The sequence below is a fragment of the Hallella bergensis DSM 17361 genome, assembly GCF_000160535.1.
Classification (GTDB): domain Bacteria; phylum Bacteroidota; class Bacteroidia; order Bacteroidales; family Bacteroidaceae; genus Prevotella; species Prevotella bergensis.
Window position 1 is genome coordinate 110,428 of record NZ_GG704780.1, and the last position, 18,365, is coordinate 128,792.

The window sequence follows — 18,365 nt, forward strand, 5'->3', positions numbered from 1 at the left end:
TGTGCTATATAACCAGCAACTACCGTGCCAAACATCGGCGTGTGTGGTCATAACGGCCCATGTCCTTGGGCGTGGGTGGGGTTACAGTCCGCAGATATTCTTGTAGGGACAACTGATGCATCGCGTGCCGTCCTCGGTGGGTAGAAAGCTCTGATCGGGATCGAAAATGCTGCCCATGAGGTTTTGCAGGGCCTGAATGAACTCGTCGTAGCGGGTGTCGATGTCATGGATCATTTCGCGTTTGCCCCTCCCCACGCTGAACGAAAGGGTGGGATTGTAGTTGTCGGAAGCCGTTTGCCGGATAAAGAACAGGGCCGGCGACACGGGCAGTTGTTCCGGGTTGACCGACTTTCGAGCCTCTTTTCCGTGGCGGATGATGCCGGCATAGAGAAAGGCCTGCAGGTAATAGGCCGTGTGCTTGGTGTCGATATACTGGGGCTCGAAGATGTCTTCGACCGTCGAGGGCAAGGAGGACAAGGGTCGGCCGGTCTTGTAGTCCACCACCCGAATCACCGGTTGTCCGTCCATCTGTATTCTGTCCAAACGGTCGATCTGTCCACCCACACGGAGCGTGCGCTGTTTACCCTGTACCTCAAATGTCAGGTTGTCATAAAAACTTCCCTCTAATGTCAGGATGTCAAAGGGTGTAAGCTGTTTGTCCAAGGTCAGGAGGCGTTCCAAATACAGCCTTACCACCTTCTTGTTGAGTCGCTGCAAGCCGTTGTATTGGGGTGAGAACCTACTGTCGTTTACCTTGAATAGGATTTCCCGAAAGGCTTGGTCTATGTGCCTGTCGAGTATGGATTTGTCTTTCAGAAAGGTGTCGATGCCCCCCGAGGTGACGGGCTTGGTGTAGTGGGCGGACAGGTCAAGATAAGTCAATTCGGCCGATCGGTGAAAGATATTGCCAAAGGTCACGTTGTCTATTTCATCTTCGTCGTCGTTGGATTCCTCCCGCAGATGGCACACGGTGTTGTAATAAAACTGAAGCTGACAGCGCAGATAGCGATTGATTGCTGATGGTGAAAGACGGTCGATCGAGTCGAGTTGCTGCCTGATGATGGCATTCTTCTCGATGGGGCGACGCCGGATTAGGGTGACACTCTGCCCCGACTGCAAGGTCTTGAAGCTGATATGCTGCCTGTCTGCGTTCTCCACCATGAACTGTAACATAAAGCGACTCATCTCTCCTCGCTGTCCCTCATCGGTGGAATTGTTGTAGGTGAGGGTAATGTCTTCGGCGCGTTGCAACAGCGAATAGAAGTAATAGGCATAGATGGCCACCTTGTTTTCCACGGTGGTGAGTTCGTATCCTGCGCGGAGGGAATGGGGAATAAACGATGCGTCGTTCACGCTCTTGGGCAGATTGCCCTCGTTGCACGACAGCAGCAGCACATGGTCGAAGTCCAAGTTGCGCGTCTCGAGCACGCCCATCACCTGGATTCCCAGCAGCGGCTCGCCATGAAAGGGAATTGTGGTGCTTTGTATCACTTGGGTCAGGAGCCGTTGCAAGATGGCGACCGATACGATCTGCCTTCCGCTCTCCTCATCAATATTCCCATAAGACAGCCCTGCATTCTCCGTGGTTGCAATCATGATGTCGTCCAAACGGTTGATGAGCGTGTACATTCTAAATACCGACTCGTGCATCAAAGGGTTTTTCTCCTCCCTCGAGCCCACGCCAATGCGCTTCAGAATGCCCGCGATCCACGACAGCACAGGCAGCTTGCCGTTATCTTCTTTCACATCGGCAAACAGGTCGGCCATGGCCTCGTCGTACTCTCCGGTCAGCAGTGTGCGGGTGGGAAAGTAGTGCTTGTGGGTGTTCAGTTCGTTCAAAAGCAAGGCGCAGTCATCCGAAATATATTTTGCATAGGGGTGTCTCAACACTTGGTTGATGTATTTCAGCCTGTATTTGTCGGTGTTTTCCACCCTCCCCCGCAGTTGTAAGTTCAGCAGCACGTTAACCAGGGTGCTGACCGGTGATGATGCTAAGGGATAGCCGGTGGTGATGTTTACATTGTCCACCTCCTCGGGCAGGCAGTGAATCACGGTCTCCAACAGGCTTTCGTTGCCCAGCACGATAGCCGTGCGACTGCCGTCTTTGATGCGGTCACCCTGCTTCAGCCATTCGCTAACGTATCTCGCTTGGATGTTTTCCGTGGGTGCAGAGATATAGGTCACGTCTTTCGGGGCTGACATATTGTCGTAAACCGCATCGTGTGACAGGTCTCCGGAGATGCGGGTTGGCGACAGTTCGTTGGGGAATTTATCAAGATAGCCTGATATATACTTGCCGGCTTCGCTGTTGTTGTGGATATAATATTTGTCGTAATCCCAATAGAATTCGGCGCGCCCCTCAGCCTTGAGGCGGCGGAACAACTGCTGCTCGACCTTTTGCAACAGGTTGAAACCGATGAAAATATAATGTTTGTAGCGGAACTCTATATGCTTGGTTTCAGCCACTTGCCGGTATAACATCCCCTCGTAGGCCATTTTCTCGGTTTGGAGTTCCTGCCTGAAGCAGTGGTAAATCTCGGCCAGATGTCTCCAAGTGTCGTTGAAACGGCGCTGCATCTCGGTATTGTCGAACATCTTGCCAAAGAAGTTTTCCAAGCTTTCGCGTTGCGCTTCACTCAGGAAGGAGAAGTCTTTCATCTCCTGCCAAGCCTCTAAATTGATGAACAGTTTGTCGGCATCGGCCATATTTTTGTCTAAATCGTCGAAGTCGGCCAGCAGCAATTGCCCCCACGAATAGAAGTGATCAAGCGGCTCGTCGCTTCCGGTAACGTGGCAGAAGGTGTTGTAGAGCTTGAAGACAAGGAGTATTTGGTCGGGCACGCTCCATTCGGAGTGCTGGCGAAAGAGGTCGCTGATGGTGATGTAGGCAGGGCTCCACAGCGGTCGTCCGGCCTCTTCGTAGAGCGCTTGGTTGAGGAACAGCGAGGCGCGTTTGTTCGGAAACACGATCGCCACGTCGCTCAACCCCTCGGGATGTTTAGCCAAAATATCCTTGGCCACATGTTGCAGAAATGATTTCGTCATTCTTTTTTCCTTTATTTTACAGACCTCATTGTTCTATTTTACACTGACAACACGGTTGGTGCGTATATACCACAGATAACCAGACACGCTGGCATAGCCCATTCCACGCAGCAAATCCATGTAGTTTCTCACTTGGACATGATGTTCTTCGTGCTCCCTACCGGTCTTGAAGTCGATGACAACCATCTCCTTTCCGTTCCAAATGACACGGTCGGGGCGATTTTCCCTCACCCGGTCCAAATGAGAATCATAGGAGAGAATGGTGCATTCGTTAAAGACCTGTCCTGTCGGGGCAAACCAGTCGGCCACCTGTTGGGTTTGCATTCGCTCGGTAATCATGCGGCGCAGCTCCTCGCGGTTCATGGGTTTGTCATACAACACCCCGTCAAATTCCAGCTGGTCTATGGCCCTGTCGATGTCGTCGACGTTCCGGATCGATGCGAGAAGCGTGTGCAGAATGTTGCCGGTCTGTATGTAGCTCTGCCGTTTCTCCAGCCTTTCCATCTCTTCATCGGGGGTGACAAAGTCGGCACTGTCGTTGCTTTGACGGAAACAGGCCTTGGCTTCATAGTTCCTGATGGCCGTCCTGATGCCTTCTTCCGTTTGCTCAAACACGTTTCGCGTTTGCTCCTTGTGCGTCTCTTCGTCCACACACAGACGCCCAATCCGAAAGGTGGTGATGTCGTCTTCGTCGTCTTCCACCGTGTGTTTGGGCATCATGAGGGCCGGCTCCACCTCCGGATCCTGCGTTTTGTCTTCGGCTTTGCCGTCGGATTCGGCTTGACAATGGTCTATAACCTGCCTAATCAGCAGTGAAGGGAATTGGGGTGCTTGATTCCTTCCGATGACAAAGAGATTGCTGCCCGCACGCGTGAAGGCCACATAGAGCATGTTGAGATTGTCCACATAGTTTTTCAGATGCTCGCTCTGGTAGTCGATGTTGTAGATCGAGCGTTGCAATCGCTTGGCATACAGATTGACCGGCACCACGGGAAGCTGGCTGAAGGGTTCGCTTGGCGGCATCATCCAAAGCACCTCGCCCTGCATCTCCAAATCCCAGTCGCAATAGGGGATGATGACATTGTCAAACTCCAGACCTTTGCTTTTGTGTACAGTCAGCAGCCTGATGCCATTCACCTCATCGCTGTGTATGGCCTTCCCGGAGATGCTGTTCTCCCATTCTTCGATAAATTCCTCCACACTGGCCACGTGGTTTCGCATGAAGAGGGAGAGGTGGTCGAAGAATGCACAGACGTAGGCACTCTGTCCATCGAGCCTGTCGAGCCTGAAGATGCGGTAGAGTTGCTCTGCCATGTCGATGAGTGGGGTAGAGAGCAACTCGTCCCAATGTTCGGTCATCTCTTCAGGTAGAAGGGTCAATAGGTTGTCGTTTCCCACAAACAACTGGCTGTCATCAGTCTCCTCGCCATCATGACCTATCTTGTGGTATGCCTTGACCAGAGCGGCAGCAGCCAGTTTGTCGTCGGGATGCGTGAGCAGATGCATGGCCCTTACAAGCGTACACACCGCCAGCGAGGCATCGAGTCGGAATGCCTCGTCAGACACCATCCTCACCATTTGAGCCTCGCCGTTCACCGTGATGGGATTTTGTTGGAAATAGTTGGCCAACAGTTGTATATGATTGTTCTTCCTGACCAAGATGGCAATCTTCTTGGGCGGTATGCCAGCTTCAAGCAGATGTTCCAGAATCCGACTCACCTCTTCTATCACTTGCGCCTCGTAGTTATCCCTCGGCAGCAATTTGATGGTCACCGACCCGGCACGGCTCGCGTCTTCCGTCTGGTGCTTGGGTGATACCTTTTGCACCACGTCGTCGTAGGCCTGGCGAATGTCGAGGGCCTCGCGCAGCAATTGCGGCGGTGCGTCAAGCGCCTGCAGCGCAGCCAAAGCGTCATCGGAGGTCGTTTGGGCAGCAATCTTGAAGAAGGCATTGTTAAACCGTATGATGTTTTGTTTCGACCGATAGTTGGTGTCGAGCGGTTTAATCAGTATGCGGTTATCGTTTTCGGGAGTCAGGTTTTGCAGCAGTCTCCAGTCTCCGTTTCGCCATCGGTAGATGCTCTGCTTCACATCTCCCACGATGAGCGACCCATTGTTGTGGGCCATGCAGTCATCCAGCAGCACCTTGAAGTTGTTCCACTGCACGGTGCTGGTGTCCTGAAACTCATCGATCATGATATACCGCAGCTGTGCGCCGGTCTTCTCATAGATAAACGGCGAGTCCTGTTTGTCTATCAGGTCGTTGAGCAGTTTCTGGGTGTTGCTCAGCAGATAGTTGTTGTTGGCAGTGTTGATGGTGCTCACTTCCTGTTCGATGCGCCCGAGCAGACGAAGTTCATAGAGGTTGCGCAGTGTCAGATCCACCGAATTGATGACCGCGCACTGCTTCTTGCGCTCCTTTTCCGCGCGGTCGAGCAGAACCCCCACCTCGCTGACGATGATTTGTCCCTCTGGGGTGTTCAAATCAGATTTTTTCACCATCGAGGTGTGATCCTCAATGGCCTTGAGCATGGTTTTCGAGGGAAACTTGTCGTCCAGGAAATCTCCCGATGCCAATTTGGCAAAATATCCGGGTGCATTCTGGCTTCCCCTGTTGAAATGGGCATCCTCCAATCCGTGTTTCCCGGCCAGGTCTTGGTACGCTTTGGCAAAGTCGGCCATCACTTGATAGGCCTCCGTTTTCATGGATCGGAGTTTTGCATTGTACGCCTTAAAGAATCCCGGATCGTTCATAATGCGCCTGAGTTCCTTCTGGTGATCCTTGTAGAATTCTTTGAAAATGTTTTTGCCAAACTCCTTGATCGGGCCAATGACATTCCAGTTTTTCTCGTCGTTTACTTTTTCCTTGATAAAGTCCATGAGCCACGCGAGTAGTGGGTCGTTGTCCTGCTGAATGTTGTCGATGATATTGTCCACTGCCTGCGACTCCACTTCGAAGTCGTTGAGACCCACTTGCAGGTTGGCCGTCAGTCCGAGCTCGCGCGAGAGATTGTGCAGGATGCGCTGGAAAAAACTGTCGATGGTCTCCACCCGGAACTCGTGGTAATGGTGCAGGATGAGGCCGAGCGCTTCCTTGACCCTCTCGCGGATGGCTCTGTCGGCCATGGCGGGAAAGGCTTTGTGCAGGGCGTCCATATACGATTCAGAGTCGGGCAGCGCATTGGCAATGCCATAGAGCTGACCCAAGATGCGCCGCTTCATCTCCTCGGTGGCCTTGTTGGTAAAGGTCACGGCAAGGATATACCTGTAGTTTTGCGGCTCCTGCACGAGCAACTTGATGTATTCCACGGCCAACGTGAAGGTCTTGCCACTGCCTGCGCTGGCTTTGTACACGGTAAGCGGTTTGTTGTTTGGTGTCATGGGCTGTTGAGATTCATGGGGATAGGGTAGTACAAAGATAGTGTTTTTTGACAGAAACCATCGCTATCATCGCGTGTTTTTTCAGAGCCGCGCCGAATCAATGGGCATGGGTGTCCACAACGGTCCGACCGCGATGGGGCGGTTGGAGGTTGAGCCGTGCGACAGGGAGACCTGTCTGCAAAACTTTACGGCATGAAGAAATATGGGATAAAAAGGAAAGGGGAAGAGCGGAATACGGGAATCGAACCCGCCTCCCAGGCTTGGGAAGCCCGTGCACTACCGATGTGCTAATTCCGCATGCTTTGTCACGAGAAATTGGTGTCGCGTTTTACAAAGGCTTTCTGCATCTTTCGTTCCTGCTCGGAACAGAGAGCCGATACCCGGACTCGAACCGGGGACCTACGCATTACGAATGCGTTGCTCTACCAACTGAGCCATATCGGCATTTTGCGAGTGCAAAGATATTGTTTTTTTTTTGAACCTCCAAATAATTGTTGCAAAACATTCTTGCGTTGTTTCAACTTCTAAATGCATCTGTTGTCCCGTTGCCTCTTCAGGGGTCGACAATGTCAAATAGTATGACTATTTTCCGGTCATTATTTTTTGATCATCCAGCGAAAAATGCGCCATGTTTTTGTGGACAAAACGCGACGGAAAGTTCGAAAAATAATGAGGGCTTTGCGATTGGAGCCTTTTGGCGGTGCGATTAGGGCTTCGTGACCATGCGACTCGGGTCTTGTCGCCGTGCGACGAGGCTCTAACCGCACTGCGATTCGATATGTAATCGCGGATGAAAAAATGCGACTACCAACGTGTGATTTGCTAAACGGCTGATTGTTAACCTACTACGAATGACGCGAATTTCACGAAATTTAGAACGGAGGGGGATTGAGTTTCAAATAAACGAAATATGGAAGTACTTTTGTTAAGACAATTCACAAATAATAATTTATAATTTACAATGTATAATGTACAATTGGCTGGCGCGTCGATTCTTCACTCTTCGTTCTTCACTTTTTACCTTCCACCGTTTCTTTTGCATCAACTTGCTCAACGCGCAGCCAAATTATGAATTATGAATTATGAATTTTGAATTATAGTTCCCTCTTCTCTCTTTCTTATTACGGAGCACAGAAGAAGAGAACTATAATCTGCGCCGACAGGATTCTGAGGAACATGCTGAACGGATAAACCGTGGAGTAGCCTACGGCAGGTGCTTCCTTTGAGCAGCTGGAGTTGGCATAGGCCAAGGCTGGTGGGTCGGTATAGGTTCCGGCCAGCATACCCATGATGGTGAAGTAGTTGAACTTATACTTCAGGCGTGCAATTGTGCCTATAATGAGAATGGGGATGACGGTGATGAGGAAACCGGTATAGACATACTTCAGACCGTCGCCCGAGACAACCGTATCCCAGAATCCGGCTCCGGCCTTGATGCCCACGCCGGCGAGGAACAGCACCAAACCAATTTCGCGCAGCATCATGTTGGCTGAAGTGGTGGTGTAGGTCACTAATTTGAAATGATAGCCGAAGCGCCCGATAAGGATGGCAATGATCAGCGGACCGCCTGCAATACCTAACTTCAAGGGCACAGGAATACCGGGAATGGCGAAAGGAATGCTTCCGAAGATAATACCAATCATGATGCCAATAAAGATGGTGGCAATGTTCGGAACGTTCAGTCGTCTTGTGGAGTTGCCCATCAGGTCGGCCACGCGCTCAACGTTGTCTTCGCGCCCTACGACCATAATCTTGTCGCCCACTTGGAAGTGGTGGTTGCGGCTGGCAAAGAGATCCATGCCCTGACGTGAGATTCGGGTGACATTTACTTTGTAGAGCCCATTGAACTGCATCTTGCTCAGCACCCTGCCGTTCATCTTGGGATTGGTCACTACAATGCGCTTGGATATCATCTGCCGCTTGTCAGACTCCTGGTAGGCGTCCCATTCGGGTTCCACTTCGGGGCCTATGAAGGCCTTGATGGCTTCGGCTTCAGACTCTGCACATACGATGAGCACCTCGTCGCCAATATGGAGCACGGTGTCGCGCTTGGGTGTGTGCACTTCCCCGTTGTGGAAAATGCGGGTGCAAACATAGTCGCGGTTCAGAAATTCAGCTATCTCCATGAGGTTGCGTCCGGCTATGGGGGCATTGCTTACCTTGAGCGTCATGGCATGTGGCTTGACATGTGGATTCTCGGCTTCGGCTTCGTCGAGCTTCGATTCCTCCTCCTCTAACTTGGTCTTGGTGATGTATCTCACGGCAATGGTTGCCCCAATGATGCCCAATACACCCAGAGGATAGGCACAGGCATAGCCGTTGGCTATCTGCGGGATGTTGCCATTGGTGAACACAGCGGCCAAAGCCTCATTGGCCGCACCAAGTCCCGGGGTGTTGGTCACGGCTCCATAGAGTGTGCCGACCATCATGGGCAGGTTGTTGGGATTGTCTGTATCGAAGAACAGATAATAACAGGCAAACATCACCAGGACGTTCAGCAGAATGGCCGTAGCGGCCAAGAGGTTGAGCGTTACACCGCCCTTGCGGAAACTTTCGAAGAAACCGGGTCCCACCTGAAGGCCTATACAGAAAACAAACAGGATAAGACCGAAGTCTTGCACGAATGTAAGAATTGGGGTGGGAGCCGTGAAGCCGACGTGCCCAGCAACGATGCCGGCAAACAGAACGAAAGTGACACCGAGCGAAATGCCTCCGACTTTCACTTTGCCTAAAAGTACACCCACGGAAATAACGATGGCAAACAGCAGGGCTATGTGCGCAACAGAATCCTGGGCGGTAAAGAGATTGATTAACCAGTCCATTTTATTATGTTAATGATGATAAGTGCAAAATTACATCATTTCATGCTAATGGCAAAGTATTTGGTGTAATATTTGCACTATGCATAAATGAAGTTGAGGATAAAGATGACGGAAAGCACGATGAGTGTCCAGTTCAGTTCCTTCCATTTGCCGAGACATAGTTTGAGAATAACATAGCTCAGGATACCAAGGCAGATTCCGTCGGCAATGCTGTAGCACAGCACCATGGTGATCATGGTGATGAAGGCGGGGAAAGCTTCGGCGACATTGCCTAAGTCTATTTTTTTCACAGAATCAAGCATCAGCACACCAACCAAGACTAATGCACCCGATGTGGCAGCGGCAGGAATGAGTAGGAAGATGGGGGAGAGGAGTAGGGCGAAGAGGAAGAGCACGCCGACCACGAAGCTCGTCATGCCGGTTCGACCGCCCTCGGCAATGCCCGAAGCGCTCTCGATGTATGTGGTGATGGTGCTCGAACCGAGGAATGCCCCGCAGGTGGTACCGACGGCGTCGCTCATCATGGCCTCCTTCACTCTCGGAATGCTGCCGTCAGGGCGCACGATTCCGGTTTTCTGTGCCAGTCCCACGAGGGTGCCCACAGTGTCGAAGATGTTGACAATGAGTAGCGAAATGACCACTAAGAGGGTGTTGTAGTTGATTAGACCGTTGAAATCGAACTGGCAGAATGTGGGTGCAAGGCTGTGAGGGGCCGACACGGGAATCCAACCGTCGGGTATGATGGTAACCCCCATGGGGATGCCCACCGCTGTCGCGATGATGATGCCGTAGAACAGTGCTCCCTTGATCTGCTTGGCCATGAGTATTCCGCTGAGCATTATGGCTATGATGCCAAGGATGGATATGGGCGTAAACTCGCCCAACCCTACGAAAGTTCCCTCCTTGGGCACGATGATTTCGGCATTTTTCAGACCAATGAAGGCAATGAACATGCCAATTCCACCCGATATGGCATACCGTAGATTCTGCGGTATGGCATCGAGAATCATCTCGCGAATGTTGAAGAAGGTGATGAGTAGGAAGATGATTCCCTCAATGAGCATGATGGCCAGCGACTGTTGCCAGGTATAGTTCATGGCTTGGCAGAGGGTGAAGGCAAAGAAAGCGTTGAGCCCCATGCTGGGGGCTTGGGCAAAGGGCAGCTTGGCCATGAAGGCCAATAGGAGGGTGGCGATGGCCGATGCCAGTGCGGTGGCCGTGAATAGCGCACCCTTGTCCATACCCGTGGTGGCGAGGACGGCTGGGTTGACGGCAAGAATGTAGCTCATGGTGAGGAATGTCGTGGCACCGGCAATAAGCTCTGTACGCCATGGGTTGACCGTGGGGCGGAACCCTAAAGCTTTCTCTAAGAATTTCATAAATACTGTTTTTTTGATGGTTTTGTTTCTGCTTCTCGTGAGTTTAGTCTTGCTCGGACACGATGTTGTATTGTCTGAGCCATGCGTCTATCAGCTTTCGGGCGATGGAAAGTTTTTGGGGAATGCGCGGCAGATTGTCGTATCTGAACCAGTTTCCCCTCGAAAGTTCGGATCGCTGCAAGTGTAGTTCGCCGGAAACAAAGTCGGCATTGAAGCCCACCATCAGCCCACAGGGGTAGGGCCAAGGCTGTGATCCGAAGTAGGTGATGTTGTCGATGCTGATCCCTGTTTCCTCCATCACCTCGCGGCGGACGGCTTCTTCCAGCGTCTCGCCGGTCTCCACGAATCCTGCCACGAGTCCGTAAAAGTCTGATTTGAAGTTTTTGGCATGCACCAAAAGAACTTCGTCGCCACGATGTATCAGCACGATGACGGCTGTGGCAAGCTGTGGCCACACCTCCTTGCCACACTCCGTGCAACGTTTGGAGATATCGGTATGCATGCGCATGGGTGCTCCGCATACCCCGCAAAACTTGGTGTTGCTGTCCCAATAGAGCAGTTCGCGGCATTTACCGGCCTTGACATAGAACTCGTGGGGGAGGTGATAGTACGACTCTCGCAGGCCTACGAACTCGTAACCGTTGCTGGCAAGCTCGGTGTTGGTGACCTCCAGATCGTGCGGATTGTCCATGTTGAAGGCCTTTACCGGGCTTCCATCGTCCATGGGCGAGATGTTCAGGATGTGAGTCCACGGGTGGATTCTGACGGGCACATCATCGCATCGCGGTACCGTCAATGAGCCGTCGTACTGCCTTTGGAGCATCAGGTCGGTCTTGCTGAATATGAAATAATAACTGCCCAAGCCTCTCAAACTTAATCATTCGCACGTTGCTGTGCCGCCCGTTGCTGACGATGGCCGAACAACAACTGTCTGTCTCTCTCGGCGGCAGGCTTTACCCATGCCTCGGGCACGAATCGCCAGTTGTGGTTTGGCTTGGGATTCAGGACGCGAGCCTTTCTGATTTCCTCCATGAGATAGTGGCGTTGGTCTTTGTCCGAACGCCACACGATGCGACGCTCAAGGTCTTCTTTCGCAATGCCGGCACCTCGGGTGAGAAGTTCTCCGCCCCCATTGGCGCGATAACTGTTGACGGCTACCTTGTACCATGCTTTCTCGTCGAACGGCCTGCCATTGCTCATTTGCAGTATTTTCACCTTTTGTCCGTTGGGCTTGGTCACGTCCACTTCGTAGTCTATGCCTGCGGCGGAGTCGAAATTGAAGGTGAAATTCTTGAAGCCATAACGCTGGGCATCGCCACGGCTGGTGCTGTCGAGCAGCAGGAGGTGGTCGTTGGGCGAGGTCATCGTGTTGACCCATTGGTCGTAGCTCATCTCCAAATGGCGGCGAATCTCCTCTCCCGTCATCCGGATGACATAGAGTTGGTTCTCGTATTTATAAAGATTGAACATGTCGCTCACGCGTACTGGCCCCTGACTGATATGTTCATCAAACGACAGAGGGGCGTTGAATGAGATGTCGGCTCCGGTGACTTGCAACTGCAAGTTGAGTATAAGGTCGTTGAAAGCCGAGTTTCCGAAGTAGCTGTCGCGGGTGTAAATGGTCTGCCCAAACTCCCCGATCACCTCGTCGGCATAGCTGCTTACTTTCGCAGTGAAGAATTTAAAGTGGTTTGTAAAATCCTGATCAACAGGCTCGTCTACCATGCTTGGCAACTTGCACCCTGCGCTGACGAGTTGCCATTTGCCCTTGTTCCTTTCAAGTGTGAGCGTTGCTTCGCCCACGGCCATGGCATTGTTGGCCGGGTTCATACACAGCACGTATCTGCCGGCATTGTTTTTAATGGTTTCCAGGAATCGTGTGTGGTCGTGTCCAAACATGATGACATTGAAGCCCGGCACCTCGCGTGCTATCGTGAGTGAGGCATCTTCTGTGTAGTCGGGCGTGGTGATGCCACCCTCGCGACCCGAGTGAAACAGTCCGACAATCACGTCGGGCTTCTCTTTCTCTTTCAGAATCTTGACCCACCGGCGTGCCGAAGCCACCATCTCCTCAAAGTGCAGCCCCGTCCATAGCTCCTTGGGCAACCAGTTGGGAATGGCTGGTGTAATCATGCCGAGCACCGCAATCTTCACCCCACTGCGTTTCAGGATCGTGTAAGGCTCTACGTATGGTTTTCCCGTGGCTGTGTCGATAATGTTCGCTCCCAGCACAGGGCAGTCCAGTTCCGATATCCATTTGTCGTAAACCTTGTGTCCGGTTTCCACGTCATGATTGCCAATGGTTTGTGCATCATAGCGCATATAGTTGATCAGGTCGGCGGCAATATTATGGCCCAACGTGTCAATATAATTGGAATAATAGGTCACGGGCTGTCCCTGCAGTATGTCTCCGTTTTCGAGCAGGATAACATTTTCGCCATATTCTGCCCTCAATCGGTTGACATAACTGCTCACACGAGCCAGCGAGCCGGCCTTGGGCTTGCGGTTGATAAAGTCGTAGGGGAAGAACGAGCCGTGCACGTCGGTTGTCCCTACTATCTTTATGGTTACGGTTTTTCCCTTGGCTTGTAACATTGTACAATTTAAAAAGCAGAGTGATATCACGATCCCTGCAAGCAAAATTCTCTTCATTTCTTATAGCGTTTTATAGCTTTGGACCATGGAATTGAGTCAAATCAGTCTTCCATCAGCTTGCGATAGCGACCCTTTTTGATTTCTTCGTTGCCCGACCGGCGTGCCTTATCGATTTCGTATTCAGAATAGCTGCCTTCGAAATACACCACTTCGCCATCGCCCTCAAAGGCAAGAATATGTGTACAGATGCGGTCGAGGAACCAGCGGTCGTGACTGATGACCACGGCACAGCCCGCAAACGACTCCAAGCCTTCTTCGAGCGCGCGCAGCGTATTCACGTCGATGTCGTTGGTCGGCTCGTCGAGCAACAGCACGTTTCCTTCTTGTTTCAGGGCCAGTGCCAGTTGCAGACGGTTTCGCTCACCACCCGAGAGCACGCCGCAGAGTTTGTTTTGGTCGACGCCCGAGAAGTTGAAGCGCGACAGATAAGCCCGCGCGTTAATGTCGCGGCCACCCATGCGAAAGGTCTCGTTGCCCTGCGATATCACGTCATAGACCGACTTGTTGGGGTCGATGTCCTTATGTTGCTGGTCCACGTAGGCCAGTTTCACAGTCTCGCCCACCTCGAAGGTGCCGCCATCGACCGTTTCCAAGCCCATAATCAGGCGGAACAGCGTGGTTTTGCCCGCACCATTGGGGCCGATAACACCCACGATACCATTGGGGGGAAGCATGAAGTTGAGGTCTTTGAAGAGCACCTTCTCGCCAAAAGCCTTCTGCACATGCTGGGCCTCAATCACCTTGTTGCCCAGACGCGGACCGTTGGGGATAAAGATTTCGAGCTTCTCTTCGCGCTCCTTCTGTTCTTGGTTAAGCATTTGGTCGTACGATTTCAGACGAGCCTTACCCTTGGCCTGTCGTGCCTTGGGAGCCATGCGCACCCACTCCAACTCTCGTTCCAGAGTCTTGCGGCGCTTCGAAGCCGTCTTCTCCTCTTGCGCCATGCGCTGGGTTTTCTGTTCGAGCCACGAGGAATAGTTGCCCTTCCATGGGATGCCCTCGCCGCGGTCGAGTTCCAATATCCACCCGCTCACATCATCGAGGAAGTAGCGGTCGTGGGTCACAGCAATCACCGTGCCTTCGTATTGCTGCAAATGCTGCTCCAGCCAGTCGATGCTTTCGGCGTCGAGGTGGTTGGTAGGCTCATCGAGCAACAGTACGTCTGGCTTTTGCAGGAGCAGTCGGCAGAGTGCCACGCGGCGGCGTTCTCCACCCGAAAGGTGGGTGATGGCCTGGTCGCCAGAGGGGCAGCGCAGTGCGGCCATGGCGCGCTCGAGCTTGGAGTCCATGTTCCAGGCATCGGTGGCATCGATAATGTCCTGCACCTCGGCCTGTCGTTTCATCAGTGCGTCCATCTTGTCTTGGTCGCTGTAGTATTCTTCCTCGCCAAACTTCCGATTGATTTCATCGTACTCGGCCAGTGCGTCGTACACCTGCTGAACACCCTCCATAATGTTCTCCTTGACCGTTTTTTCCTCGTTCAAGGGAGGATCCTGCGGCAGATAACCCACGCTGTAGCCCGGACTCCACACCACCTCACCCGATGTGGGCTGCTCAATGCCCGCGATGATTTTCATCAGCGTGGACTTACCCGCACCGTTCAGGCCGATAATTCCTATTTTTGCACCATAGAAGAACGAGAGGTATATGTCCTTCAGAATCTGTTTTTGGTTCTGGGGGATAATCTTTGACACTCCCACCATCGAGAAGATAATCTTCTTGTCGTCTACTGTTGCCATGTATCGTTTGTATTATTATGATTTCTAATTTGTCATGCCACTATTGCTCCATTGCATCAACGACTGCAGAGACAGTAGCATCTACAAGTAAAACCGCGCGGTGCAGGCTTTGTGTCCGCACCGCGTTCGTTACATTTGACTGCTTCTGCAAATATACTCATTTCGTTTTGAAAAAGCATCAACAATCACCGAAAATATCTTTTCAGAAACTGTTTTTGGGTTCCTCAGCCTCGCCACCGTATGTGCCCCATATATAGTTTGCCCATTCTATAGAGGTTTCGTCCACATTTTTATGGTCTTTGATTTCAATTATTTTCTGCTTTCGCATCAACTTCGGCCAACCGTTGAAGAAATAGTGATAGTCCTCTAAATTGGTAACGGTCATTTGGGTGTTAAGGCTGTCAACCATCAGTTGCTGAAGTTTCCCGGCCACTTCGCCCGTAGCCAACACGTTGAAAACATTGCCAATCAAAGCTGCCGCCTCTTCCCCGGACAGCGTGGTGACAGTGTTTGACTGTATCGCATAATCGCCTTCGTAATCCTCGTCAGGGTCTTCAACGGCTTCATAGCTGGCCCAAAACTTGGTGTGCGACGGGAAAGATGTGGAGTCGTCGACTTCCGTCGTGCCTATTTTCACCTGTCCGCCATGCAGGTCGAACAGCATCTTCACTTCTTCATAGGCATCCATCACTCCGGCCTCGTTTATAAATTTCAAGGCCAATACCGACTCCATTCGCTGCCGGGGCATCACGCTGTCGAGCTCCGGACTCTTGGCATAGAGCGAGTCGAGCATCATTTTGTTGCCTTTCTTCATCGCGTCGCGTATCTCCCGCCAATTGGTGAGATGTGTCAGCTGCCCCATTTCGTCCATCAGAAACTCCGGACGCAGGTTTCGGGTTAGGTTCCATAGCGCCTCATACATCAGCTTGTCACTGCTCTTGGCGGTGTCATTATATTCAAAACTCAAAGGAATATACACCAATTTATACCCATCGGGTGTGGAGTCGGTAACAACAAGTTGGAACTTCTCCGTCAGGCGATGCACCTCCGTCGTATCACCGGCATTCACCTTCCACTTTCGCGATTCGTAATTATAGGTTGTCGTGTCGTGGTTGCAGAAGAAAGCCACGATGTTGATAGTTGTGTCAGGTTCCGTTGTCTCGAAAGCAGGCTGCTGCGCCCACATTGGACTGGCAACACATGCTACCAAAAAACTGAGCAGTGCCATTTTGGCTCGAACGTATTTGCTCATAACATTGAAAAAATAAATATTATCTGCTTGCAAATATATGGAAAATCAGTGATAATATAAATATTTTAAGCATAAAAAACAGATAAAAAAATGAGTTCACAACCAGTCCGCAATTATTTTCTTAAAAGACCAAAAGAAATCATGAGCAAGCTGTGGAGGTCATTTTTTGGTTACTTCGACGACAACTCCAACGAAAGTTATGGCGAGGCCGTAGGACGTGCCAAGAAGTTGTTGAGCGAAGGCAACTATGAGGACGCATGTCGCATTATGCGCTATGCCGAAAAGCAGGAACATGCCGAGGCCATGTACCTGCTGACACGGTGTTATTGGCACGGACGTGGTGTCCACGAAGATGCCGGGCGTGCCATATCCCTGTGGCGACAGTCGGCCACATGGGGATATGAACCTGTCATTGAGCGCAGCGAGGCGCTGGAAGCTGCCCGGGAACAAGCGGAGCGACAGGGTGGGTAGTTCCTTTATATTTCAGATGCTATGCACTCGATTTCCACGCGTGCATTCTTGGGCAGTGTCTTGATGGCGATGGCCGAGCGAGCCGGGAAGGGCTTTTCGAAGAACTCGGCATACACCTCGTTCATCTCTGCAAAGTCGGCCATGTCGGCCAGAAAGACCGTGGTCTTCACCACCTGACTCATCTTGAGACCCTCGGCCTCGAGTATATTCTTCATGTTGGTCAGGCTCTGGCGCGTCAGTTCCTTGATGCCGCCTTCGGCAAAGTTGCCCGTTGCGGGATCCACGGGGAGCTGCCCGCTCACAAATACCAAATTTCCGGCATGGATGGCCTGGCTGTATGGGCCGATGGCTGCCGGTGCCTTGTCTGTGTTGATAGCTTTCATCATGATGGGTATTTAGAAAAATTGAATGTATATGCAAAAGTAAGCATTTGTTTCTGATTATCGGACTCTTCTTTCCAAAAATTGAAACAGACCACTCTTTTTCTCAAGAATAATGCCTAATTTTGCCGTCAGGCAAGCGGTGCGGCGCACAGCCCGCTGCTTGTTGTAATACAAAGGAAGATTTCTAAACCAGTAAAAAGATGATATACGTCATACGAAACGGCCACGAATACGGTCCTTACGATGAGGCCATGGTGGCCTGGTATGTGGAGGGAGGCAAGTTGTTGAAAAACGACAGGGCGCGCGATGCCTTGACGGGCGAAGAGGGAACCGTGGCCGATTTTCTCGAGCGGAAAGGGTTCGACCCCAAGGTTCGGGACAAAGGTACGCTGCGTGAACAGCTCCGCGCCATTGGTTCTGAGTTTATATTTCCCAAGGAAGACATCGCCAGGCACTGGAGGGCGCACGACAGTCAGCTGCTCGTGTTGGCTGTCGTGGGACTCTCCCTCTCGGTGCTCATGATGCTTCCGCTTGGCGGATATCTTGTGTTTTATGCCGTGTCCCTATATTTTGCCGTTATCTGGGGCCTGTTTTTCTATTATCTTTTCCGCACGCGCCAAGTCAACATCAAGACCACTGTTTCCGTGTTCTTCCTCACCCAGATTGCTGTCTTCGTTATCTTTTCCGGACTCAACCGGCTCAACCTGTTCTATGCCTTTACCAATGCCGCTTTCCCCGTCAATGCCATTGGCTTCATATTGGGTGTTGGACTGACCGAGGAGTTTGTCAAGATGCTTCCGCTGCTCTATCTGGTGCATCGTTCACGCGAACCCCTGCTACCTCAGACGTTAGTATATTATGGTTTGATGTCGGGCATCGCCTTCGGAGTATTTGAGGGCGTGCAGTATCAGATCACCATCAATGTTCAGGCCGACTACACCACGGCCTTTCTCCTTAACATAGCCCGTCTCACCTCCTTGCCTTTCCTTCATGCCCTTTGGGGTGGCATATGCGGCTATTTTGTAGGCTTTGCCAATCTCTATCCCCGATACCGCAAGTCGCTCTATGTGCTTGCGCTGGCCGTACCTGCCGTGCTTCATGGCTTGTACGACTCGTTTGCGTCGGCCATCTATATTGGTTCCTTGGCCATAGCCTTCATCAGTGTGCTGGCCTTGATGAGCTATCTTGGCAAGAGCAACCACTTCCGTGACAGGCTTCGCGAGTAGTGTTTTTGAAGG

The 18,365-nt window shown here is 51.7% G+C and carries 11 protein-coding genes and 2 tRNA genes; 2 read left to right on the forward strand and 11 right to left on the reverse strand.

Annotated features, from left to right (window positions below):
* Window positions 1–81 precede the first annotated feature (81 nt).
* From HMPREF0645_RS00450 to HMPREF0645_RS00495, 10 genes are all read right to left on the reverse strand, one after another.
* The gene (locus HMPREF0645_RS00450) at window positions 82–3,045 is read right to left on the reverse strand and encodes a PD-(D/E)XK nuclease family protein (protein ID WP_007172806.1); all 2,964 of its coding nucleotides are present in this window, start codon (window positions 3,043–3,045) and stop codon (window positions 82–84) included.
* 33 nt (window positions 3,046–3,078) lie between these two features.
* The gene (locus HMPREF0645_RS00455; RefSeq protein ID WP_336433160.1) at window positions 3,079–6,480 is read right to left on the reverse strand and encodes a UvrD-helicase domain-containing protein; all 3,402 of its coding nucleotides are present in this window, start codon (window positions 6,478–6,480) and stop codon (window positions 3,079–3,081) included.
* A gap of 172 nt (window positions 6,481–6,652) precedes the next feature.
* Window positions 6,653–6,723, reverse strand: a tRNA-Gly gene (locus HMPREF0645_RS00460).
* A gap of 74 nt (window positions 6,724–6,797) precedes the next feature.
* Window positions 6,798–6,870 (reverse strand) — tRNA-Thr (locus HMPREF0645_RS00465).
* Window positions 6,871–7,547: 677 nt separating this feature from the next.
* Complete coding sequence (locus HMPREF0645_RS00470) at window positions 7,548–9,248, reverse strand: putative transporter (protein WP_007172808.1); 1,701 nt, start codon at window positions 9,246–9,248, stop codon at window positions 7,548–7,550.
* Window positions 9,249–9,325: 77 nt separating this feature from the next.
* Window positions 9,326–10,627 carry an NCS2 family permease gene (locus tag HMPREF0645_RS00475; RefSeq protein ID WP_007172809.1) on the reverse strand — a complete coding sequence of 434 codons (1,302 nt, stop codon included), beginning with the start codon at window positions 10,625–10,627 and terminating at the stop codon, window positions 9,326–9,328.
* A gap of 43 nt (window positions 10,628–10,670) precedes the next feature.
* The gene (gene nudC / locus HMPREF0645_RS00480; protein WP_156777808.1) at window positions 10,671–11,489 is read right to left on the reverse strand and encodes an NAD(+) diphosphatase; all 819 of its coding nucleotides are present in this window, start codon (window positions 11,487–11,489) and stop codon (window positions 10,671–10,673) included.
* Window positions 11,490–11,500: 11 nt separating this feature from the next.
* Window positions 11,501–13,222 carry a bifunctional metallophosphatase/5'-nucleotidase gene (locus HMPREF0645_RS00485; RefSeq protein ID WP_007172811.1) on the reverse strand — a complete coding sequence of 574 codons (1,722 nt, stop codon included), beginning with the start codon at window positions 13,220–13,222 and terminating at the stop codon, window positions 11,501–11,503.
* 101 nt (window positions 13,223–13,323) lie between these two features.
* Window positions 13,324–15,021, reverse strand: coding sequence for an energy-dependent translational throttle protein EttA (gene ettA, locus HMPREF0645_RS00490; RefSeq protein ID WP_007172812.1), 1,698 nt, complete (start codon window positions 15,019–15,021; stop codon window positions 13,324–13,326).
* Window positions 15,022–15,223: 202 nt separating this feature from the next.
* Window positions 15,224–16,273 carry a hypothetical protein gene (locus HMPREF0645_RS00495; RefSeq protein ID WP_007172813.1) on the reverse strand — a complete coding sequence of 350 codons (1,050 nt, stop codon included), beginning with the start codon at window positions 16,271–16,273 and terminating at the stop codon, window positions 15,224–15,226.
* Between the two features lie 141 nt (window positions 16,274–16,414).
* On the opposite strand from HMPREF0645_RS00495, the gene HMPREF0645_RS00500 reads away from it, so the two are divergent.
* On the forward strand, window positions 16,415–16,744 hold the full coding sequence (locus HMPREF0645_RS00500) for an SEL1-like repeat protein (protein ID WP_211205366.1): 330 nt from the start codon (window positions 16,415–16,417) through the stop codon (window positions 16,742–16,744).
* A gap of 5 nt (window positions 16,745–16,749) precedes the next feature.
* Here the strand turns inward: HMPREF0645_RS00500 and HMPREF0645_RS00505 are convergent, their stop codons facing one another.
* On the reverse strand, window positions 16,750–17,127 hold the full coding sequence (locus tag HMPREF0645_RS00505; RefSeq protein ID WP_044123188.1) for a RidA family protein: 378 nt from the start codon (window positions 17,125–17,127) through the stop codon (window positions 16,750–16,752).
* Between the two features lie 200 nt (window positions 17,128–17,327).
* Here HMPREF0645_RS00505 and HMPREF0645_RS00510 point away from each other — a divergent pair, with 200 nt between their 5' ends.
* Window positions 17,328–18,353 carry a PrsW family intramembrane metalloprotease gene (locus HMPREF0645_RS00510; RefSeq protein ID WP_007172816.1) on the forward strand — a complete coding sequence of 342 codons (1,026 nt, stop codon included), beginning with the start codon at window positions 17,328–17,330 and terminating at the stop codon, window positions 18,351–18,353.
* Window positions 18,354–18,365: the final 12 nt, after the last annotated feature.